Origin of the sequence: Streptomyces huasconensis (genome assembly GCF_021028635.1) — a bacterium.
GTDB classification, from domain to species: Bacteria; Actinomycetota; Actinomycetes; order Streptomycetales; family Streptomycetaceae; genus Streptomyces; species Streptomyces huasconensis.
In genome coordinates this window covers 499975-521375 of the sequence record NZ_CP086119.1, presented here as the reverse complement: position 1 = coordinate 521375, position 21401 = coordinate 499975, and the positions used below count along the sequence as shown (strand labels likewise).

18 protein-coding genes and 1 pseudogene are annotated in these 21401 nt (G+C 72.0%); 13 read left to right on the top strand and 6 right to left on the bottom strand.

What is annotated here, in order from left to right; translation table 11 throughout:
* Window positions 1–47: 47 nt before the first annotated feature.
* Window positions 48–1361, bottom strand: coding sequence for an ATP-grasp domain-containing protein (locus tag J2N69_RS02305; RefSeq protein WP_230899199.1), 1314 nt, complete (start codon window positions 1359–1361; stop codon window positions 48–50).
* Between the two features lie 120 nt (window positions 1362–1481).
* On the opposite strand from J2N69_RS02305, the gene J2N69_RS02300 reads away from it, so the two are divergent.
* A complete protein-coding gene (locus tag J2N69_RS02300; protein ID WP_230899198.1) occupies window positions 1482–2147 on the top strand; it encodes an endonuclease in 666 nt (221 codons plus the stop codon).
* A gap of 301 nt (window positions 2148–2448) precedes the next feature.
* On the opposite strand, the gene J2N69_RS02295 is transcribed toward J2N69_RS02300, so the two are convergent.
* Window positions 2449–2889, bottom strand: coding sequence for a nitroreductase family deazaflavin-dependent oxidoreductase (locus tag J2N69_RS02295; protein ID WP_230899197.1), 441 nt, complete (start codon window positions 2887–2889; stop codon window positions 2449–2451).
* Window positions 2890–3013: 124 nt separating this feature from the next.
* Between J2N69_RS02295 and J2N69_RS02290 the strand changes: the two genes are divergently transcribed.
* Complete coding sequence (locus tag J2N69_RS02290) at window positions 3014–4075, top strand: PucR family transcriptional regulator (protein WP_230899196.1); 1062 nt, start codon at window positions 3014–3016, stop codon at window positions 4073–4075.
* A gap of 22 nt (window positions 4076–4097) precedes the next feature.
* Here the strand turns inward: J2N69_RS02290 and J2N69_RS02285 are convergent, their stop codons facing one another.
* Window positions 4098–4505 carry a CoA-binding protein gene (locus J2N69_RS02285; protein ID WP_230899195.1) on the bottom strand — a complete coding sequence of 136 codons (408 nt, stop codon included), beginning with the start codon at window positions 4503–4505 and terminating at the stop codon, window positions 4098–4100.
* A gap of 48 nt (window positions 4506–4553) precedes the next feature.
* Window positions 4554–5129 (bottom strand): TerD family protein, encoded by a 576-nt coding sequence (locus J2N69_RS02280; RefSeq protein ID WP_127913281.1) that lies wholly within the window; start codon window positions 5127–5129, stop codon window positions 4554–4556.
* Between the two features lie 138 nt (window positions 5130–5267).
* Here J2N69_RS02280 and J2N69_RS02275 point away from each other — a divergent pair, with 138 nt between their 5' ends.
* Window positions 5268–5675 carry a BlaI/MecI/CopY family transcriptional regulator gene (locus J2N69_RS02275; protein WP_230899194.1) on the top strand — a complete coding sequence of 136 codons (408 nt, stop codon included), beginning with the start codon at window positions 5268–5270 and terminating at the stop codon, window positions 5673–5675.
* A 23-nt stretch (window positions 5676–5698) separates the two neighbouring features.
* Window positions 5699–6631 (top strand): M56 family metallopeptidase, encoded by a 933-nt coding sequence (locus tag J2N69_RS02270; protein WP_230899193.1) that lies wholly within the window; start codon window positions 5699–5701, stop codon window positions 6629–6631.
* A gap of 131 nt (window positions 6632–6762) precedes the next feature.
* Here J2N69_RS02270 and J2N69_RS02265 read toward each other — a convergent pair whose 3' ends face one another.
* Entirely contained in the window at window positions 6763–7218 is a 456-nt protein-coding gene (locus tag J2N69_RS02265) for a tellurite resistance TerB family protein (RefSeq protein ID WP_127911840.1), read from the bottom strand.
* Window positions 7219–7497: 279 nt separating this feature from the next.
* Between J2N69_RS02265 and J2N69_RS02260 the strand changes: the two genes are divergently transcribed.
* From J2N69_RS02260 to J2N69_RS02240, 5 genes are all read left to right on the top strand, one after another.
* Complete coding sequence (locus tag J2N69_RS02260; RefSeq protein ID WP_230899192.1) at window positions 7498–8976, top strand: APC family permease; 1479 nt, start codon at window positions 7498–7500, stop codon at window positions 8974–8976.
* Between the two features lie 70 nt (window positions 8977–9046).
* The gene (locus J2N69_RS02255) at window positions 9047–10681 is read left to right on the top strand and encodes an amidohydrolase (RefSeq protein WP_230899191.1); all 1635 of its coding nucleotides are present in this window, start codon (window positions 9047–9049) and stop codon (window positions 10679–10681) included.
* Between the two features lie 183 nt (window positions 10682–10864).
* Window positions 10865–11284, top strand: coding sequence for a hypothetical protein (locus J2N69_RS02250; protein WP_230899190.1), 420 nt, complete (start codon window positions 10865–10867; stop codon window positions 11282–11284).
* Between the two features lie 96 nt (window positions 11285–11380).
* A complete protein-coding gene (locus tag J2N69_RS02245; RefSeq protein ID WP_230899189.1) occupies window positions 11381–12610 on the top strand; it encodes a serine hydrolase domain-containing protein in 1230 nt (409 codons plus the stop codon).
* Window positions 12611–12685: 75 nt separating this feature from the next.
* Window positions 12686–13408 carry a hypothetical protein gene (locus J2N69_RS02240; protein ID WP_230899188.1) on the top strand — a complete coding sequence of 241 codons (723 nt, stop codon included), beginning with the start codon at window positions 12686–12688 and terminating at the stop codon, window positions 13406–13408.
* Between the two features lie 63 nt (window positions 13409–13471).
* Here the strand turns inward: J2N69_RS02240 and J2N69_RS02235 are convergent, their stop codons facing one another.
* Window positions 13472–14146, bottom strand: a complete 675-nt coding sequence (locus J2N69_RS02235) for a 4'-phosphopantetheinyl transferase family protein (RefSeq protein ID WP_269075586.1) — start codon at window positions 14144–14146, stop codon at window positions 13472–13474.
* Between the two features lie 159 nt (window positions 14147–14305).
* Between J2N69_RS02235 and J2N69_RS02230 the strand changes: the two genes are divergently transcribed.
* From J2N69_RS02230 to J2N69_RS02215, 4 genes and pseudogenes are all read left to right on the top strand, one after another.
* The gene (locus tag J2N69_RS02230; RefSeq protein ID WP_230899187.1) at window positions 14306–14932 is read left to right on the top strand and encodes a YigZ family protein; all 627 of its coding nucleotides are present in this window, start codon (window positions 14306–14308) and stop codon (window positions 14930–14932) included.
* A gap of 94 nt (window positions 14933–15026) precedes the next feature.
* Window positions 15027–16190 carry an exonuclease SbcCD subunit D gene (locus J2N69_RS02225; protein WP_230899186.1) on the top strand — a complete coding sequence of 388 codons (1164 nt, stop codon included), beginning with the start codon at window positions 15027–15029 and terminating at the stop codon, window positions 16188–16190.
* Window positions 16187–19225: an AAA family ATPase gene (locus J2N69_RS02220; RefSeq protein WP_230899185.1), complete on the top strand. Its 3039-nt coding sequence runs from the start codon at window positions 16187–16189 to the stop codon at window positions 19223–19225. Before J2N69_RS02225 ends, J2N69_RS02220 begins: the two co-directional genes overlap by 4 nt.
* Before the next feature lie 389 nt (window positions 19226–19614).
* Window positions 19615–19859: pseudogene (locus J2N69_RS02215) on the top strand (RHS repeat-associated core domain-containing protein); the annotation flags it as partial.
* Window positions 19860–21401 lie beyond the last annotated feature (1542 nt).

Genomic DNA, 21401 nt, shown 5'->3' with positions numbered 1-21401 from the left:
GTTGCTTCCTCCGCCGGGCAGGCGGGGCCAGGGGGTATCGGGTGCCGCTAGTCGTTGGTGACGTCGCGGCCGCCGGGCTCCGTCTCGTCGAAGGTGAGGCCGAGCGCGGCCACGCACCGGTCGTACTTGCGCCGCACGTCCTCCTCGTCGTCACCGCCGATGGCGAAGTGGGCCAGCTCGTAGCTGTAGCTGTCCTGGTGACCGGCGTCGGACAGCCGCTGGCCCTCCTCGACCAGCACCTCGATCCGGACGTCGCCGATCTCGCTCTCGATGCGGTCGAGCTCCTCGCGCGTCGGCACGTTGTGCACCACGCCGTCGGCGAACCACCGGTAGTACCACTTGGCAGCCGTCGCGCAGGGCCCCTCGCGGTGCGGCAGCTTCGGGTCCTCACCGAAGGCGAGGCTGACCATGCAGTGGTGGTTGGGGACGCCGTCGACGTACTCGAACAGCTCCGCGTGGGCCTGCGAGTGCCGGGGGTTGATCTCCAGCAGGTTCAGCTCGTCCGTACCGGGGTCGTAGAAGTACTCGATGCTGAAGGTCGCGTCGTCCATGCCGATCTGCCGCATCACCCGCTCCGACACGTCGTGCAGGCGCCGCACCACCGGCTCCGGGAGCGTGGACGGGTACCGATGGCGCAGGAAACACGAGGAGTCCGGGTAATTGATGGAGTCCAGCACGCCGTAGACGGTGACCTCACCCCGGTGGACGTACCCCTCGACCGCGACCTGGATGCCGGAGAGCGCCTCCTCGGCGAGACAGACCTGAGCGCCGATGCCCGCCATCTCCTCGGGCACCTCGATCTGGTCGAGTATGTGCTCGAAGGGCCGGCCGACCGTGCCGATGCCCTCCTTGATCCTGGCCACGGCCGCGGCGAACTCCTCCTCGTTCTTCACGCTGTAGGCGAGCTTGGAGGAGTACGACAGGGCGGGCTTGAGCCACATCGGGAAGCGCACGCCCTCCGGCGGCCTCGGGGTGTCCGCCGCCAGGTCCACCCGGCCGAAGCGCGGATGCTCCTCGATCACCTTCTGCTGCTCCAGGCGGCTCCAGTACTTGTGCTCGCACTTGACGACCGACTCCAGGCTGGTGCTGCGGGTGCCGTACCGGTCGCCCAGCATCGCGACCATCGTGCTGACCGGGAAGTCCCAGTAACCGACGATCGCGTCGATGCTGCCGTCGAACGCGTCAAGTATCTTCTGCGCCTTCTCCATCAGCTCCGGTACGGAGACCTCGCCGCCCTGCAGCTCCTCGATCGAGAGCAGCGGGTGGAAACGGCAGTCCTCCGCGTGCGGGACGGCGTGCAGGGTGGGCAGGTTGGCCTCGTCCAGACCGATCACGAACACGTTCTTCTGGCGTACAGCCACGTTTGCTCCTTCTGCTGGGGTCGAAGCGGCTGTGTACCCGCAGGCCAGAGGTGCACACGTCGGCCATCATGGGCAGGGGGACCCGGAACGCTGAGGGAGATCCCGACCGTGAGGAGAACCATGGCCGACCGACGCCGCCGTGCCCCGTCCGTCGTCCGGGCGCTGCTCGACGCCCACGGCACCACCTATGCCGAGGACGCCGGCATCCGGCTGCGGGACACGCCGCAGCCGCTGTACCAGCTCCTCGTCCTGTCCGTCCTGCTGAGCGCCCGCATCCGCAGCACCGTGGCGGTGGCGTCGGCCAGGGAGCTCTTCGACGCCGGGATGCGCGACGCGCGGCGCATGGCCGACGCGTCGTGGCAGGCCCGCGTCGACGCGCTGGGCCGGGGCGGCTACCGGCGCTACGATGAGCGGACCTCCACCCAGCTCGGCGAGGGCGCCGAACTGGTCCTGCGGGACTACGGCGGCGACCTGCGCCGCCTGCGGGACGCGGCGGGCGACGACGGGGAACTGAGCCGGCAGCTCCAGAAGGTGCCCGGCCTCGGACCCATGGGCGCCGACATCTTCCTGCGCGAGGTGCAGCGGGTGTGGCCGGCCGTGGCGCCACGCCTCGGCGACAAGGCCTTGCAGGGCGCGCGGCGCCTCGGCCTCCCCGATGATCCGGCCGAACTGGTCCGCCTCGCCGGGGACAGCGACCCGGCGGCCTTGGCGGCGGCGCTTGTCCGGGCGGCACTGGACAAGGGTGTCGTCGAGGAGCTGGTGGGGGAGGCGGCGGACGCGTCGTGACCCGGTGGGCCGAGGGGAGGGGTGCGGGGCGGGTCGAGGCGGTGGGTGGGGCGGGGCGCGTCGGACAGCCGCCCGGCGGCAGAGGCCGCCGCCGCGTGGGCGACGGCCACCGGGCAGGCCGCGCTTCGGCTCGGTGAGGGCGGCATCGTACGCCTGGAACCACACCGCCCCGTCCGCCGTCTCAAGGCCAACAGCGGCGTCCGGCACGCAGTGAAGGCCTGGGGCAACGCGGCGAACCTCCGCGCCTGCCGCGCGCGTCGGCGCCAGAAGGAGGCCTGGCGCCGACGCGACGGCTCGCGGCTCAGGCCTCGACGGGCGTCAGGACGAAGAGCGGGATCTCGCGGCTCGTCTTCTTCTGGTAGTCGCTGTAGTCCGGCCACACCGCGACCGCCCGCTCCCACCAGACCTGCCGCTCCTCGCCGGTGGCGATCCGCGCGCGGTAGTCCTTCTTCACCGGGCCGTCCTGCAGCTCCACCAGCGGGTGCGCCACGAGGTTGTGGTACCAGGACGGGTTCGCCGGGTCGCCTCCCTTGGACGCCACCACCGCGTACTCCCCGCCGTGCTCCACGCGCATCAGAGGGTTCTTGCGCAGCTTTCCGCTCTTGGCGCCGAGCGACGTCAGCACGATGACGGGCTTGCCCTTCAACGTCGTGCCCTCGGTCCCGCCGGAGCTCTCGTACAGCTCGGCCTGCTTGCTCGCCCAGTCCCACGTACCGGGCTCGTAATCTCCAGTCAGAGGCATGCCGTGCCCAACTACGTGCGTGCGCCGATTATTCCGGCCCAGTTCGGCCCGTCCACCCGGTATGCGTTAAAAAGGCATCAACCGTTGAAGACATCAACGATCCATCGAGGCGACAGGGGCGGGCATGGCGGAGCAGGACATACCGGAGGAGTATCTCGACGGCTATGCCCACATCCTCGCCGCCGCCTCGTCGACGGGACGGCGGCTGACCCGCGACGAGTTGGACTCGCGGCGCGCGCTGGGGGAGCGGGCGGCCGACGCGGGGCACGGCCTGCGGGCCCTGGTCGGCGCGCACCTCGCGGCCACCCGCGCGCACTGGCCCGCCTCACGGACGGTCCGCGCCGACAGCGTGCTGGCCGCAGCCGAGCAGGCCGTGGACGCCTTCGCCGAGGGGTACGAACGCGCCCAGCGCCTCGCCGTACGCCAAGAGGAGGCGGCCCGGCGGGAGTTCATCGACGACCTGCTCTACGGCCGCAGCGACCTCGGCCTGCTCGCCGAACGCGCGGAACGGTTCGGCCTGCGCCTGTCCTACGAGCACGCGGTCGCCGTCGCGCAGGGCCCGAGCGGCTACGAAGAGGGACACCCCGTGCCCCGCGAGGTCGAGCGCGCGCTGATCGGCCGGTTCGGAGACCGCAGCATCCTGCTGACCACCAAGGACGGCCGCCTGGTGTGCGTCGCCCCCGGCGACCAGGACGAGGTGCTGCGGTTCTTCGCCAAGCAGGCGTACGCCGCCACCGGCGGTGGACGTGTCGCCATCGGCCGCCCGCAGCCCGGCCCCGGCGGCGTCGTCCAGTCGTACGAGGAAGCGCTGAACGCCCTGGACCTCGCCGAGCGGCTGGAGATCGACGAGCCCGTCCTGCGCGCCGCCGACCTGCTCGTCTACCCCGTCCTGACCCGCGACCGGCAGGCCATGGCCGACCTGGTGGTGAATACGCTCGGTCCGCTGCACCAGGCCCGGGGCGGCGCGCAACCGCTCATCGACACGCTCGCCGCCTACTTCGACTCGGGCTGCGTCGCGGCGGAGGCCGCCCGCAGGCTGGCGCTGAGCGTGCGCGCCCTGACCTACCGCCTGGAACGCATCCACCAGTTGACGGGCGCCAACCCGTCGGACCCCGTGCACCGCTACACGCTGCAGACCGCGGTGATCGGCGCGCGCCTGCTCGACTGGCCCGCGAAGCCGTTCTGAAGCCGGGCCGTGGGCCCCGCGCCTAGCCGAGCCGCGGGATCTCGATGGCCGGGCAGCGGTCCATGACCATGTCCAGGCCCGCCGCGCGCGTGCGCTCGTACGCCGCCTCGTCGACCACGCCGAGCTGGAACCACACCGCGGCGGCCCCGGCGGCCACGGCCTCGTCGGCGACCTGGCCCGCCAGGCCGCTGTTGACGAACACGTCGACGACATCGACCTTGAACGGCACGGCGGACAGGGACGGATAGCCCTGCTCGCCGTGGACCGTCTCCGCCTTGGGATGGATCGGCACGACGCGCTTGCCGAAGCGCTGCAGGACGGCCGCGACGCCGTACGCCGCGCGGTCGCGGTTGGCGGACAGGCCCACGACGGCCCAGGTGTCCCCCAGCTCCGTCAGGATCTTGCGCACCGTCTCCTGGTCGCCGTACATGAACCTGCCTCCTCAAGGGTCGCGGCCGCGTGCCGTCAGGGACTTCGGTCAGACGTTCACGCCGAAGTCCGACGCGATGCCCCGCAGTCCACTGGCATAACCCTGACCGACCGCGCGGAATTTCCACTCCGCGCCGTGGCGGTACAGCTCGCCGAAGACCATGGCGGTCTCCGTCGAGGCGTCCTCGGAGAGGTCGTAGCGCGCGATCTCGACGCCGTCCGCCTGGTTCACGACACGGATGAAGGCGTTGCGGACCTGGCCGAAGCTCTGGCCGCGGTTCTCCGCGTCGTGGATCGACACCGGGAAGACGATCTTCTTGATCTCGGCGGGGACCTGCGCGAGGTTCACCTTCACGGCCTCGTCGTCGCCCTCGCCCTCACCGGTGAGGTTGTCACCGGTGTGCTCGACCGAACCGTCCGGGCTCGTGAGGTTGTTGTAGAAGACGAAGTGCTGGTCGGAGACGACCTTCCCGGAGTCGTCGCAGAGCAGCGCGCTGGCGTCCAGGTCGTAATCCGTGCCCGTCGTCGTGCGCACGTCCCAGCCCAGACCGACCAGTACGGCGGTGAGGCCGGGGGCCTCCTTGCTGAGCGAGACGTTGCCGCCCTTGGCCAGCGAAACTCCCACGATGTCCTCCTGAAGTTCGGTTCCTGCCCGTTCCGTAGAATCTACAGGAGTGTAGAAGGAGATGGGGCGGGACGGGACCGTTACGATGTGGCGCTCCCGACCGCCGCGGAGCACCAGGAGGCCGGAGGGAGCCCGGGCATGGAGCAGCACGACGACCGCGAGGAGCGCCGGCCACGGCTGCGCCGCCGCGCACAGGGAGAACTGGAACAGCAGGTGCTCGCCGCGCTGCACGCCGCCCGCGGCCCCGTCAGCGCCGCCTGGGTGCAGGAGCGGATCGGCGGCGACCTCGCGTACACGACGGTGATGACGATCCTCACCCGCCTCCTCGCCAAGGACGTGGTGGCGCGGGAGCGCGCGGGCCGGTCGTTCGCGTGGACCCCCGCCTCCGACGAGGCGGGGCTCGCGGCGTTCCGCATGCGCAAGGTGCTCGACGGCGAGAGCGACCGCGAGGCCGTCCTCGCCAGCTTCGTCACGACGCTGACGCCCGACGACGAGCAGCTCCTGCGCGAGCTGCTCGGGCGGGCGGGCGCCGAGTCGGACGACTGACGCCCGATGGGAGCTCTTGCCTGATGGGCGTCTTCGTCTTCCTGCCCCTCGTGCTGCCGCTGACCGCATGGCCCGTCGCCCGCCTCGCCGAGCAGCACCTCCACCCGCGCACCGCCACGCGCGTGCTCACTGCCGTCGCCGGCGTGATGGCCGTGTGCAGCACACTTTGCCTGGCGCTCCTCATGGTCGTCGGGACCGCCCAACTGCCGGGCAACCCCCTGCCGGACGGCTGGTCCGACCCCGAGGTGCGGGCCGCCGTCCCCTACGACGAGGTGGCGGGGAAGGCCGCGATCCCGGCGCTGCTCGCCGTGTGCGCGGCGGCAGCGCGGACGGTGGGGCGGCACGCGCGGGTACGCCGCCAGGGACGCCGGGCCCTCGCGACGCTGCCCGGCACCTCGGTCGCCGTACTCCGTGACGAGGCGTCGTACGCCTACGCCCTGCCGACGCGGGGCGGCGGCCGGGTCGTGGTCACCACCGGCATGCTGGAGCGGCTCGCGGCGCCGGAGCGACGCGCGCTGTTCGCGCACGAGCGGGCCCACTTGGCCGCGCGGCACCACCGGCACCTGCTGATCACGCAGTTGGCGGCCCGCGCCAACCCCTTCCTGCGGCCCTTGCGCACCTCCGTCGCCTTCACCGCGGAGCGGTGGGCCGACGAGGCGGCGGCGCGGGCCGTGCGGGACCGGCGGGTCGTCGCCCGTGCGATCGGCAAGGCGGCCCTGGTCTCGCGCGGCGTTCCGGCGCCGACGCTGGCGGGGCTCGCCGCGCTGGGACCGGTGCCGCGCCGGGTCGCCGCGCTGCTCGCCCCGGCGCCCGCGGCCCGCACCCGGCCCTCCCTGTTCACGGCGGTGGGACTGGCCCTGTGGGGCGCGGCGTTCGGCACCGTGGTGTCGGCGATGTCGTCGGCGAACTCCGCGGTGACGATGGTCCTCATCCTGCGCGCGGCGACACCGCTTTAAGGCGTCGTGCCGCCTTTGAGGCGTCGTGCCGCTCCGATCCGCCGTGCGGGCTCATCGGCGATGGGGTCGGCGATGGAGTCGGGGGCGGAGTCGGCGGACCGGCCGGGAAAGCCGGTCCGCGCGGCGGTGGGCTAGAGGTCGAATTCGTGCGGCGGCAGGTCGAGCGCGAAGCAGGCCTCGCGGACCACGGCCTGCTCGTCCTTGTCGAAGTCGCCGTCGGCGCCGCCGATGACGATGCCTATCTGGATGACCGCACGGGCCTCCGCGGGCTTTTTCCTCGCCTTGGCGACCTCCTGGAGGACGCTCACCTTGCCGAACGCGAAGTCGGCGGTCAGCTTGTCCACGTAGGCGTCGAAACGGCTCCGGAGGTCGTCCGCCGGGAAGTTCTGCAGCACCTCGTTCGTGCCGATGAGCTGGGCCACGCGCTGGCGCTCGGCCGGGTCCACGGTCCCGTCGGCGGCCGCCACGAGGGCACACATCGCCATGCTCGCGTCGCGGAAGGCGCCGCTCTTGAGGTCGTTCTTCTTCGCCATCAGCTGGGTCTGCATCGTCGATGCGGATTCCTTGACGCGGTCCCACAGGGCCATGGAGAACTCCATAAACGTATCGATGTATCGGTGTATCAGGTCGATGTAGCAAGGGGGTTGGCGCGCACCACGGCCGCCTTACGTGCGACCGCGGCCTCGCCAATTTCTACAACAGAGTAGAAACTAGCAGCCGGGGCGAGAAGTTCCCGACCGGCGGAAGGCGTGATCGTGGTGGGCGCGGACGCGTCGCGGTACGCGTGCGCCCGTGCCGCGGGGGCGTCCGGCCAAGGCCCGCGCCCTCTTCCCAGACGCTTCGCCGGGACCGTACTCTGCGGGCGCGTGACCGCACCCCCTTCCTCCGCACCGCCCCCGCCTCCCACCGCCTCCTCCCGTGGCCTCAGGGACGGCGCCGTGGGTACCGGCGACCTGGTCTTCTTCGTGGTGGCAGCCGCTGCCCCGCTGACGGTCATGGCGGGCGTCGCCCCGCTGGCCATCGGCATGGCCGGCCGGGCGGCCCCGCTCGGCTATCTGCTCTCCGGGCTGCTGCTGATCGTCTTCGCCGCGGGCTTCACCGCGATGAGCCGCTTCGTGCGCAACGCCGGTGCGTTCTACGCCTACATCGGCAAAGGCATCGGCCGGCCCATGGGCGCGGGCGCCGCCTACGTCGCGCTCTTCTCGTACAACGCGATCGAGGTGGGACTGCTCGCCGCCTTCGGCTGGTTCACGGAGGCGGGCTTCGAAGACCTCACCGGGACCCGAGTTCCCTGGTGGCTCTGGTCGCTGGGCGGACTGGTCGCCATCGGGGTGCTCGGCTATCTCAAGGTGACCCTGAGCGCCGGAGTCCTCGGCACCGCGCTGGTCCTGGAGGTCCTGGTGCTGCTCGCCTTCGAGGCGGGCGTCCTCGCGCACGGCGGTGGCCCCCAGGGCCTCGGCCTCGGGTCGCTCTCGCCCACGCGCCTCGGCGAGTCGGGGGTCGGCGGCATGTTCGTCCTCGCCATCGGCGCCTTCGTCGGCTTCGAGGCGACCGCGATCTACGCGGAAGAGGCCCGCCGTCCCGAGCGGACCGTGCCGCGCGCCACCTACGTGGCCGTGGCGTTCCTCGCGCTCTTCTACACCTTCACCGTCTGGATGATCATCAACGCGTACGGAAGCCAGAGCGATCGCGCCCAAGAGGTCGCGAACGGCAAGGGCGGCGCCGACATGGTCTTCACCGCCACCGAACGTTTCACCGGCGGCTGGGCCGCGGACTCCATGCACGTGCTGATCATCACCAGCACCTTCGCCGCCACGCTGGCCTTCCACAACGGCGCCGCCCGCTACTTCTACGCGCTCGGCCGGGAGAACCTGTTGCCGGCCCGCCTCGGTACCGTCTCCGCGAAGACGCGGGCGCCCGCCGCCGCGGTGGTCACGCAGTCGGCCACGGCCCTCGCCGTGATCGTCGCGACGGTGGTCGGCGGGGCCGACCCGTACAGCGTCACGTTCCTGTGGAGCAACGGCTCCGGCATCCTCGGCGTGATGCTCATGCAGGCGCTCGCCGCCCTCGCCGTGCACGGCTTCTTCCGCCGCGACCGGCGCGCCATGCCGGCCTGGCGGGTCGTCGCCGCGCCCCTGGTCGCCTGTGCGGGCCTCGCGGTCATGATCGTCCTGGTCTGCGCCCACCTCGATCTCCTCACCGGAGCCTCCGCGGGAGTGAACGCCGCGCTGATCCTTCCGCTGCCGGTGCTGTTCGGGGCCGGCGTGGCCCTGGCGCTGCGGATCAAGAGGCGCGATCCGGCTTCCTACGAGCGGCTGACGACGCTGGACGCCGAACGCCTCTGAGCCCGCACCCGGACCTACACCGGGGGTACCGCACGCGATGCACCTGACCTCACCGGGAGGAAGCGACACCATGACCATGACGGCGACGACAACCCTGGTCTTCCTCGGCGCGATCCGCACCGGCAGTGACCCTCAGACGGACACCCCGGCGCTCGCCGTGCGCGACGGCCGGATTCTCGCGCTCGGTGACGAGGCCCGGGCCCTCGCCGCCACGGCCGACGAGGTCGTCGACATCGGGGGCGGACTGCTGATGGCCGCCTTCGGAGACGGCCACGCCCACCCCCTCTTCGGGGGCCTGGAGAGCTTCGGGCCGCAGATCAAGGAGTTGGACTCGGTCGACTTGATCGTCGCCGAGGTCGGGCGGTGGGCGGCCGCTCATCCCGAGGCCGAGTGGATCGTCGGCGCGTCCTACGACCCCTCACTCGCACCGGACGGCGAGTTCGACGCGCGCTGGCTGGACGCGGCGGTGCCCGACCGGCCCGTCGTCCTGCGGGCCCACGACTACCACACCCTGTGGTGCAACACCGAGGCCCTGCGCAGGTCCGGCGTGACGGAGACGACCCCGGAGCCGCGCCTCGGCCGGATCGTGCGCCGCCGTGACGGTTCGCCCCTCGGCACGCTGCGCGAATGGCATGCCTGCGACCTCGTGCTCGACCAGGTCCCGGCACGCTCGGTGGACGAACTCGTCGAGGCGCTGCGCCGCGCCGGCCACGCGTACGCGCGCGCGGGCATCACCTGGGTCCAGGACGCCTGGGTGGAACCGGAGATGGTGGACGCCTACCTGGCCGCCGCCCGGCGCGGCGCCCTGACCGTCCGCGTCGACCTCGCCCAGCGCGCCGACCCCGACCGGTGGCGTGCGCAACTGAAGCCGTTCGCCGAGGCACGCGCGCGCGTGGCCGCGGAGGGCGGTGACCTGCTGTCCGCACGGACGGTGAAGTTCTTCAGCGACGGCGTCATCGAGGGCGGTACGGCCGCGATGCTCGCCCCCTACGTGGACGCGCCGCACAGTTGCGGCATGCCCGTGTGGGAGCCCCACGCGCTCGCCGAGGCCGTGCGCGCCTTCGACGCCGCGGGCTTCCAGACGCACATCCACGCGATCGGCGACGCGGGCATACGTGCGGCGCTCGACGCCATCGAGTCCGCGGTCGTCGGCAACGCCGCCTGGGACCGGCGCCCGGTGATCACCCACGTTCAAGTGGTCGACCCGGCGGACCTGCCCCGCTTCGCCGCCCTCGGCGTCATCGCCAACTTCGAACCCCTGTGGGCCCAGCCGGACCCGCTCCAGACCGAGCTGTCCATCCCGAGGATCGGCGCACACCGGGCGGGCCTGCAGTACCCCATGGGCGAGCTGGCACGGGACGGCGTGCGGCTCTCCTTCGGCAGCGACTGGCCCGTCAGCTCGCACCTCCCGCTGGAAGGCATCCAAGTGGCCGTCACCAGGCGTACGTTCGCGGGGGACCCGGAAGGGGGATGGATTCCCCACCAGCGGCTCACCGTCGAACAGGCGCTGACGGCGGCCACCTCCGGGGTGGCCCACCAGGCCGGCGCCGACGACCGGTCGCATGTGACGCCCGGCGCCCCCGCCGACCTGGTCCTGCTCTCCGACGACCCCCGCGCGCTCGACCCCATGGCGATCCGCCACGCACGCGTACTGGGCACGTGGCTGGCAGGCCGGGCCACGTACAGGACGGCCGGGGGAGCGTGACGCGGCGGGGCGGTGCGAGACGAGGCGCGGCGGTGCGTGACACGGCGGGGGCGGTGTCAGTGGTCGTGTCAGAGGCGTGACAGACGGCTGACAGGCCCGGCGGAGATCTTTGAGTCATCGGCCCTCCAGGGATCCCCGGGACCGCACTCACTCTCCACTCGTCGCACCGAAAGGCACGCCACCATGTCTGTCACCCTGCCCCTGACCCTCTCCGTCCAGGACAAGAACGTCCTGCGGACCGCCGCATACGGCGCCGTCTCGCTGCTGGCCGCCGCCGACGCCGCCGGCTCGCCGCACAAGATCGCCACGCACGGTTCCCTCGCCCTGGCTTCCGCGACCGGCCCGGTCGGACACGTACTCGCCGAGAAGTCGAAGATCGGGAACCTGCACGGCAAGTCCGTGGCCGCGCTCGCCGACCAGGTGCTGCCCGCCCTCACCGCGGCCATGGACCTGCTCAAGAAGCAGGCCCCGGCGGAGGCGGACAACTTCCGCGCCACCATCGAGGTCGCCCTCGAAGCGGCCTCCCGCGCACGCAAGGGTGGGCCCACCCCCGCCATGACCGCGATGACCCGCAAGATCACCGAGGCTCTCGACGCCGCGTGACGGCACCCCGTACCCGTACTCCGCACCCCGTACCCGTACTCCGCACCACGCGCGCCGCACCCGGCACGCCGTGATGCGTGCACAAGGAGACTCCTGATGACAACAACCACCCGCGGCTTCTCCGCAGCAGGACTGCGCAGAGTGCGTGACGTGCTGGCACGGCACGTCGACTCCGGGAAGATCCCCGGGCTCGTCGCCCTGGTCGGCCGGGGGGACGAGACCCACGTCGAGGCGATCGGCACGATGCGCCATGACGGCGGCGCGCCGATGCGCCGCGACACCATCTTTCGGATGGCGTCCACGTCCAAGCCGGTCACCATGGCGCCGGTGATGATCCTGCTCGACGAATGCAGGCTGCGCCTCGACGACCCGGTGGATCATTGGCTGCCCGAGCTGGCAGACCGCCAGGTGCTGAAGCGTGCCGACGGCCCTCTGGACGACACCGTTCCCGCGCGGCGGCCGATCACCGTGCGGGACCTGATGACCTCGACGTTCGGGCTCGGCATGGACGTGACGACGCTCGGCACCCCGATCCAGGCCGCCATTTTCGAGCAGGCGATCTGGAGCCAGGGAGGGGAGCCCGCGCCCGAACCGGGCGAGTGGATGCGCCGCCTCGGCACGCTTCCGCTGATGTACCAGCCGGGCGAGCGCTGGCAGTACCACATAAGCCACGACGTGCTCGGTGTGCTGGTCGCCAGGGTCACCGGGCAGCCGTTCGAACAGTTCCTGCGCGAACGCGTCCTTGATCCGCTGGGGATGAAGGACACCGGTTTCCACGTGCCCGCCGACCAGCTCGACCGGCTGCCGCCCAGCTATGCCCCCGATCCGCGAAGCGGCGAGTTCGTCGTGTGGGACGAGGCGGCGGGCGGACGGTACAGCCGGCCTCCGGCGTTCTCCGCGGGCGGCGGCGGGCTCGTCTCCACCGTCGACGACTACCACGCGTACTTCCGGATGCTGCTGAACCAGGGGACGCACGGGACGGAGCGCGTCCTGTCCCGGCCGGCCGTCCAGCTGATGACCACCAACCGCCTCACGCCCGAGCAGCAGACCGTACGAGAGGCACTGGCCCGCGACAACGTCCATGTGTCGTTCGGCCAAGGGCAGCACGGCGGCTGGGGTTGCGGGATGGCGGTACGCACCTACCGCGGCGACTACGCGTCCGTCGGCCAGTTCGGCTGGGACGGCGGCACCGGCACCACGGCGTACGCCGATCCGGACCAGCAGCTCACCGGAATCCTGCTCACCCAGGTGGGGATGTCCACCCCGGACCCGGCGCGGCTCATCCACGACTTCTGGACGACGCTGTATCAGGCTATGGACGACTGACCCGTCCGGTGGTGCCGCGCGGCCTCGCCGAACCCCGCCGACCCGCCACCGCACAGGAAAGGCCTTCAGGCACCCATGGCATCTCACGAGACCGAAACGGACGGGCACGGCGCGGGGCTCACGGTGACCACTGCCGCGTTCGCCTTTCTCCTCCTGCGGCTGTTCGCCGTCTCCGGCTACGACTGGCACACCGCGTTCGCAGTGCTCCACACCCTCGATCTCGACGACACCATCGGCCTCGTCCTCGGCACCGTGATGGCCGACTCGTTCGCCTCGGTGCTCTTCCTCGCCCTCCTCCTGCCGGTCGCCGTCCTGCGCCTCGTCCTGGAGGCGCGGGCCCTGCGGGAGGCCAGGAACCGTGCGCGGGAGGAGGGCCGGCCGGCCGAGCGGCCCGACCTGGCGGGCGCGATGCTGCTGCTGATCGCGGTCGTGGCCGTCGTCGCGTACGTGGGGACCTTCCACAGCTGGTGGGTGGTGCTGCTGATGGCCGCGGTCGGCGGGCTGGTCCTCGGGATCGGTTACGGCGTACGGGCCGGGGGACGGCTGAGGAGGGCCGCCTTCTGGGCCACTCGGCATCTCGTGGCGCTGGCCGGTCTGGCGATGCTGCTCGGCGCCGCGACGATCACCACTCCGTGGGTGCCTCTGGAGCGGATCGAGATGCGTGGCGGCGAGGATCTTCGGGGGTACGTGATGCAGGCCGAGCCGGGGTTCCTCAAGGTGCTCACCGCGCATGAGCGGGAGTTCCTCATCCTGACGGATCAGGACGTCAGATCCCGGGAGGAGCTTGCGGAGCACTGACACAGGCACGCGCGCGTGCCTGTGTCGTCCACGCCGGTACCGGGCCCTGAGCCTGCGAGACGCCTACCGGGCCGCGGGCGGCGGCACCGGCAGGACGATCGCCGTGGCGGCTATCCCGTCGCGGACGATCCACTGACCCGAGAACATCTTCAGCTCGACGCCGTCCACCACGGGCCCCGCCACGAGCAGCCGCGCCGTGAACCTCCCGGCCGGGTCCAGTTCCACCCGCGCCTCCTCGAAGCCGAGCCAGCGGCCGGTCAGGGGGAACCACGTCTTGTAGACGGACTCCTTGGCGCTGAACAGCAGCCGGTCCCAGGGCGTGCCCGGATGGCGGGCGCCCAGGTCGGCCAGTGCCGCACGCTCCGTCTCGTCGGCGATCAGCCCAAGGACATCGGGGTCCCGCAGCGGCTCGCCCGGCTCCGCGTCGACGCCGAGCGAGGTCACCTCGTCGGCACGGGCCACGACCGCCGCGCGGTAGCCGGCGCAGTGCGTCATGCTGCCGACGACCCCGGCCGGCCAGCGCGGCGCGCCCCGCTGGCCCGGCAGGATCGGGGCGGGCGGCACGCCGATGCTCTTCAGGGCGGTCCGCGCGCAGTGCCGCACGGTGGTGAACTCGTTGCGCCGCTTGGCCACCGCGTTCGCCACCACCGCCTCCTCCTCGGGGAAGAGGACGGCGTCGGCGGGATCATCGTGGGTCTCGATGACGGTGACGGGCACGGCGGACAGCAGGGATGCCAAGGGGCCGGAAGATCCCGGGACTTGGCGCACAGGTATCGAGGGTGACGTCACGAGAGATCACCGTACCGGGCGGACGGCGCCCGCGCGGGGACAGTGACCTGTGCCACCCGGCGCCGCCTCCGGCACGGGCGGCCCCTGCCGAGCGCCTACGCTGGCGTGATGCAGGAGGAGTACCGCACAGTGGCCCGCGAGGGCGTGCACGAGACCGAGATCAACCGTTCGCGGTTCCTGTGCGCCCTCGCGCCCGCGGCCACCGAGCGGGAGGCCCAGGACTTCGTCGCGCGCGTCCGCAAGGAGCACCCGACGGCCAGCCACAACTGCTTCGCGTACGTCATCGGGGCCGACGCGGCGATCCAGAAGGCCAGTGACGACGGCGAGCCCGGCGGCACCGCGGGCGTCCCGATGCTGCAGATGCTGATGCGCCGCGACATGCGGTACGTCGCCGCGGTCGTGACCCGCTACTACGGAGGCGTCAAGCTCGGCGCGGGCGGACTCATCCGCGCCTACGGGGGAGCGGTCGGTGAGGCGCTCGACACACTCGGCACCGTCACCCGCCGCCGCTTCCGCCTCGTCACCATCACCGTCGACCACCAGCGCGCGGGCAAGGTGCAGAACGATTTGCGGGCGGCGGGCCGCGAGGTGCGTGACGTCCGTTACGGCGACGCCGTCACCCTCGAGATCGGTCTCCCGGACGCCGACGTGGACGTCTTCCGGGGCTGGCTGGCCGATGTCACGGCGGGCAGCGCGGAGTTCGAGCTCGGGGGAGAGGCGTACGGAGACGCCTGACGCGCGGGGGCCCCGCGGCGCCGGGGCCAGGGATGCGGACGGATACAGGAGTAGCCGCCCGTGATGTCCGACCCGCCCGTTAGTCTCGGGGATCATGAGGCTGCTGCACACGTCCGACTGGCATCTGGGCCGATCGTTCCACCGCGTGAACATGCTCGACGCCCAGGCCGCCTTCATCGGTCACCTGGTGTCGACCGTGCGCGAGCGCGACGTCGACGCCGTCGTGGTCTCCGGCGACGTGTACGACAGGGCGGTACCGCCGCTGGCGGCCGTCGAGCTGTTCGACGACGCGCTGCACCGGCTCGCGGACCTCGGCGTGCCCACGGTGATGATCTCCGGGAACCACGACTCGGCGCGCCGCCTCGGCGTCGGCGCCGGCCTCATCGACCGCGCCGGCATCCACCTGCGCACCGACCCGGCCGCCTGCGCGGAGCCCGTGCTCCTCACCGACCGCCACGGCGACGTGGCGTTCTACGGCCTGCCCTACCTCGAACCCGCCCTGGTCAAGGACGAGTTCGGCGTGGCCAAGGCGGGCCATGAGGCGGTCCTCGCGGCCGCCATGGAGCGGGTGCGGGCCGACCTCGCCGACCGTGCCCCCGGGACCCGCTCCGTCGTCCTCGCCCACGCCTTCGTCAGCGGCGGCCAGGTCAGCGACAGCGAGCGGGACATCACCGTCGGCGGCGTCGCGGCGGTCCCGGCCGCCGTCTTCGAAGGCGTCGACTACGCCGCACTCGGCCATCTGCACGGCAGCCAGACGCTCGGCCCGCGCGTGCGCTACTCCGGCTCCCCGCTCCCGTACTCCTTCTCCGAGGCCGACCACCGCAAGAGCATGTGGCTGGTCGACCTCGGCCCCGAGGGGCAGATCGAGGCCGAGCGTGTCGACTGCCCGGTGCCGCGCGCCCTCGCCCGCATCAGGGGCACCCTTGACGACCTGCTCGCCGACCCGGCCCTCGCCCGGCACGAGGAGGCATGGGTGGAGGCCACGCTCACCGACGCGGTGCGGCCCGACGACCCCATGGCCCGCCTCTGCGTGCGCTTCCCGCACACCCTCAGCCTCGTCTTCGACCCGGACCGGGCACCCGACGACCCGGACGTCTCGTACGCTGAGCGGCTCCAGGGACGCAGCGACCAGGAGATCGCCGAGGACTTCGTGGCCCATGTGCGCGGCGCGGGGCCCGACACGCACGAGCAGGCGGTCCTGCGGTCGGCCTTCGACGCGGTCCGCACCGAAGACACCCTGCGCGAGGTCGCCCGATGAGACTCCACCGGCTCCGCATCACCGCTTTCGGGCCCTTCGGCACCACCCAGGACGTCGACTTCGACGCCCTCTCCGCTGCCGGGATCTTCCTCCTGCACGGCCCGACCGGCGCCGGCAAGACGTCCGTGCTCGACGCCGTCTGCTACGCCCTGTACGGCTCGGTGCCGGGGGCACGGCAGGGCAGTGGCCAGGGCATGACGTTGCGCAGTGACCACGCCCCGCAGGGCACGCGCACGGAGGTGTGCCTCGAACTGACCGTCGCCGGGCGCCGGTTGGAGATCACTCGGCAGCCGCCATGGGAGCGACCCAAGAAGCGCGGCATCGGTACGACCACGGAGAAGGCCCAGAGCTGGCTCCGTGAGAGCACGCCGGAGGGCGGCTGGAAGGACCTGAGCCGCTCCCACCAGGAGATCGGCGAGGAGATCGCCCAGCTGCTCGGCATGAGCAAGGAGCAGTTCTGCCAGGTCGTGCTCCTGCCCCAGGGCGACTTCGCGCGCTTCCTGCGCGCGGACGCGGAGGCCCGCGGCAAGCTGCTCGGGCGCCTCTTCGACACCCGCAGGTTCGCCGCCGTCGAACAGCGGCTCGCCGAGCAGCGGCGCACCACCGAGGCCGAGGTCAAGGAGGGCGACGCGGCGCTTCTCGCCGACGCGCACCGCATGCAGCAGGCCGCCGCGGACGGCGGCCGGGACACCGAGATCCCCCTGCCCGCCCTCACCCCCGGCGACCCGGGGCTCGCGACGCAGGTCCTGACCTGGGCCGCCGTCGCCCGCACCGGGGCGCGCGAGCGGCTCACCATCGCCCAGTGCGCGCTCGCCGCCGCCGAATCCGCGCAGGCCGCCGCCGAGCGCCGCCTCGCCGACGCCGCTGAACTCGACCGGTTGCAGGTCCGCTTCGCCGAGGCGCGCGAGCGCGCCGCGCGGCTCCACGCGCGCGAGGCGGAGCAGCGGGAGCGCGAGCACCGCCTGGAGCGGGCCCGTAAGGCCGAGGCGGTCACCCCCGCTCTCGCCCTGCGTGAAGCCGCCGAGACCGAACACCGCCGGGCGGCGCGGGAGGAGGCACGCGCGCGTGCCCACCTGCCCGAGACGTTCGAGGCCGCGGGCGCGGCAGGGCTCGCCGCCGCCGCGCGCAAGGCCGCCGAGGAACTGGGCGGCCTCGCCTCCGCCCGGCGCGCCGAACAGCGGCTCGCCGACATCACCGCCGAACGCGCCGCGCTGGACCGGCAGGAGCGCGCCGACGACGACCTCTCGCAGGACGCCTCCGCCTGGCTCGACGGCTGGGAGGCGACCCGGACCGCCCTCCAGGACCGCGTCGAGTCCGCCCAGGAAGCCGCCACGCACGCCGAGCGACTGGCCGGCCGCCTCGAACCCGCGCAGACCCGTCTGGACGCCGCCCGCCGCCGCGACCGGCTGGCCCAGGACGCGGCCGCGGCATACGAGCGCGCCCTCACCGCCCGCGAGCACGCCACCGCCACCCACGAGCACTGGATCGCCCTCAAGGAACAGCGCCTCGCGGGCATCGCCGCCGAACTCGCCGCGCACCTGACGGACGGCGAACCGTGCGCGGTGTGCGGAGCGACGGAACACCCGGCCCCCGCGCGCAAGACCGCCGGGCACGTGGACCGGGGCGCCGAGGAGGAGGCGCTCGCCGCCCACCGCGCCGCGCTGGAGTCGCGCACGGCCGCCGAACGCGTGCTCGGCGACGTACAGGCATCGCTGGCGGCGGCCACCGAGACGGCGCGGGGCGGTGCGGACGAGGCACTCACGGGTGACGAACCCACCGTCGAGGAACTCGCCGCGCGCGTCGCGGGGTTGCGCCGGGAACACGCCGAGGCCCGTGACCGCGCCTCCGCACTGCACGCCGCGCGCGAAACCCTCGCGCAGGCCGAGCGTGAGTACGACCACCGGGTCACCGGTCAGCAGGAGGCCGCGCGGCGCGCCGCGTCACGGGCCACCTTGCGCGAGGCCCTGGACCGCGAACAGGAGTCCCTGAGCGCCGAGTTGGCCCACGCGCGCGGGAGGACCGGCAGCGTCGCGGACCGTGCCGCCCAGTTGGAGCGGCAGACCGCACTGCTCACCGAGGCCGCGGACGCCGCCCGCGCCGCGGCCGACACCGCCGAGCGGCTCAAGACGGCGGACGCGCGCCTCGCCGACGCCGCCTTCCGCGCCGGCTTCGACACGCCGGAGGCCGCGGCCGCCGCCCTGCTCGACGACGCCCGCTACCGCGAACTCCAGCACCGCATCGACGACTGGCGGCACGAAGAATCCGCCGTCCGCTCCGTCCTCGCCGAACCGGACACGGCCGCCGCCGCGCAGCGGCCCCCCGCCGATCTGCCCGGCGCGCGGGCGGCGGCCGAGGCCGCGGGCCGGCGTCTGCGCGCCGCCGCGTCCGCGCTCGACGCCGCGGTCGGGCGCTGCGCCGAACTCGACCGGCTCTCCGCCCGCACCGTCACGGGGGCACGCGGGCTCGCGCCGCTGCGCGCCGCCTACGACCGCGTGGCACGCCTCGCGGGGCTGGCCGCCGGTACCTCCGCGGACAACGAACGCAGGATGCGCCTGGAGTCGTACGTGCTGGCCGCCCGCCTCGAACAAGTGGCGGCGGCCGCGACGGTCCGGCTGCGGCAGATGTCATCGGGGCGGTACACCCTCGTGCACTCCGACGACCGTACGGGGCGCGGCCGTTCGGGCCTCGGCCTGCACGTCGTCGACGCGTGGACGGGCCGCGAACGCGACACGGCGACACTCTCCGGCGGCGAGACGTTCTTCGCCTCGCTCGCGCTCGCGCTGGGCCTCGCCGACGTGGTCACGGACGAGGCGGGCGGCGTACGCCTGGACACGCTCTTCATCGACGAGGGCTTCGGCAGCCTCGACGACCAGACCCTCGACGAGGTCCTCGACGTCCTGGACTCCCTGCGCGAGCGGGACCGCAGCGTCGGCATCGTCAGCCACGTCGCTGACCTGCGACGACGGGTGCACGCGCAGCTGGAGGTGGTGAAGGGGCGGGGCGGTTCTACCGTCCGCCAGCGGGGCGGGGTCTGAGGGCTCAGACCCTCGATGCCGCACGAACCGCTGTCTATCCCTGCTTTTCCGCAACTGTCCTTGCCCCTGTGTCCTTCGGCTGTCCCCCCCAGAGGGTCTTCCGGACTAGTCGGGGCCCGGGTTCCGGCAAGGGGCCCGGACTCGGGTTCAGGCTCCGCCTCCGCCGCGACGCGCGGAGGGGCGGCGGTCAGTGGCCTCCCCTCGTGTTTAAGGGCTTTCCGCAGGCGCGGCAGTCCGCACGAGGCCCATCGGTGAACTGCACCTCCGGTGAGTCGCACGATGTGCAGCGTATGCCGTGGAGGCGAGGCAGCATGCCGGTCTTGTGGGGTGGGGCGGCGTAGCCCTGGAGTTGGATGTGGGCGCTGTTCAGGTCGGCTTCCATCACCGGGCAGTCCCGCACCACCTTGTGGGGCACCACCACCTGGAACCGCGACGCGTCCGTCTACACCCCGCTGCGCTTCCCCGGCCAACACGCCGATCACGAGACCGGCCTGCACGACAACCTCTTCCGTCACTACGACCCCGACACGGCCCGCTTCACCAGTCCCGATCCCCTCGGCCTTGCCCCCGCCCCAACCCTCTCACCTACCCGCACAACCCCCACACCTGGAGCGACCCGCTCGGGCTAGTCCCCAAGGCATGCCTCGACATGGACGCCTACCTGTGGGACGGCAGCGTCCGATTTGGCTAACTGGACGACCTCGGGCGCCCCACCGGAGCTTGGGCGGCACTCCGCAAGGACAAAATGAAGGGCGGTACCGGAGCGGCGCCCTCCATCTGGCCGCCCGGCTGGCGCGGGGACGGTCGCCTCTTCAACGAGGTACGTGGTCACCTGCTGGCCAGAAAGTCGGCGGGCCGGGAACGGGGGAGAACGGTTACCGAAACCTGGTCACGTTGACGCAGAACCCGGTAAACACCCCGATCATGCGCTATCAGGCTCACTATCTCGGCGCACGGTGACCGCGGATTCAGCCTGCATCGGCCGCTGGAAAACCCCGCCGCCGGCGTACGCATCCCTGTACCCAGGTAGACCGACCGTAAAGTGAGGCGAACAATGACCCGGACCACTCCACCCCGGCCGGTGGACATCGAAGCGGTCTTCCCTGAACTGAGATCCTACCGACGGGACTGCATTCGTCTTCACCCTCGCCCCGGCAGTCCTGGACCCACTGACAGTTCCGTCGGCGGCCCCTTCCTGTGGCCTGCCGACGAACCGTGGCCGGTCTGTCAGGAACCGCATGAACGGGATCGGGGCCGAAAGGTTGAAGACGTTCATGAGTGGCGCCGCATACTTGCGGCGGCTTGGCGCAGATCTGCAAGTGACGGACCGACCCCGGCAGAACTCCAGCAGCTGTCCACGCTAGAGCGACACCACCACGTCTCGGGGATTACTGACACCGCTCCTGTCCCGTTGCTGCCCCTGACACAGATCTTCGCTCGGGACGTTCCAAGCCTCCCCGCACCCGAGGGAGCCGATCTGCTCCAAGTCCTGTGGTGCCCGTTCAGTGCACACGGCGATTTGGCGACCCCGGGCATCCACATCAAATGGCGTAGCTCATCACAAGTCGGTGAGCTCCTGACACAGCCCCCGCTCCCCGCGGTGGTCGGTGACGACGAGTACGTACCTGAACCCTGCATTCTGAGCGCCTCGCTATCAGACTGACCTCTCCACGGCACCTGGGTGGAAGATCGGAGGCTATGCGACCTGGGAGACGAGTGACCATACGAGGTGGTGTGCGACTGCGGCACGCCAATGAACCCACTGCTGACCATCGCAAGCACCGAGTGGGAAGACGAGACGATTAGCTGGACGCCGGTGAAGGACCGCCATCTAGCAGAAGAGTCCGAGGCAAACACCCCCACACGTGTGACCGTGGGCAGAGATGGTTCCCTGAGTATCTTCACTTGCCCCTCGAATCCCACGCATGCACACCGAATCACCCTGCAATGATCAACGGAACATGCCGCTGGCATGTGAACCCTGATCGTAGCCGCCCCCTGCCTACGCGCGATGGTGGTGATTGGGCTATGCCGAGCAGGCAGCCGTGAACGGTCGTCCCACCACAGGGCATCCCGGCGTGCGGCAGATGGCAGTCATTGACGTCGGCTACCGGCCCGGTCTATTACCCCCGGCCGTCTTACCTCGGCGCGAAGCCACTGCCGGGGCACAACAGAC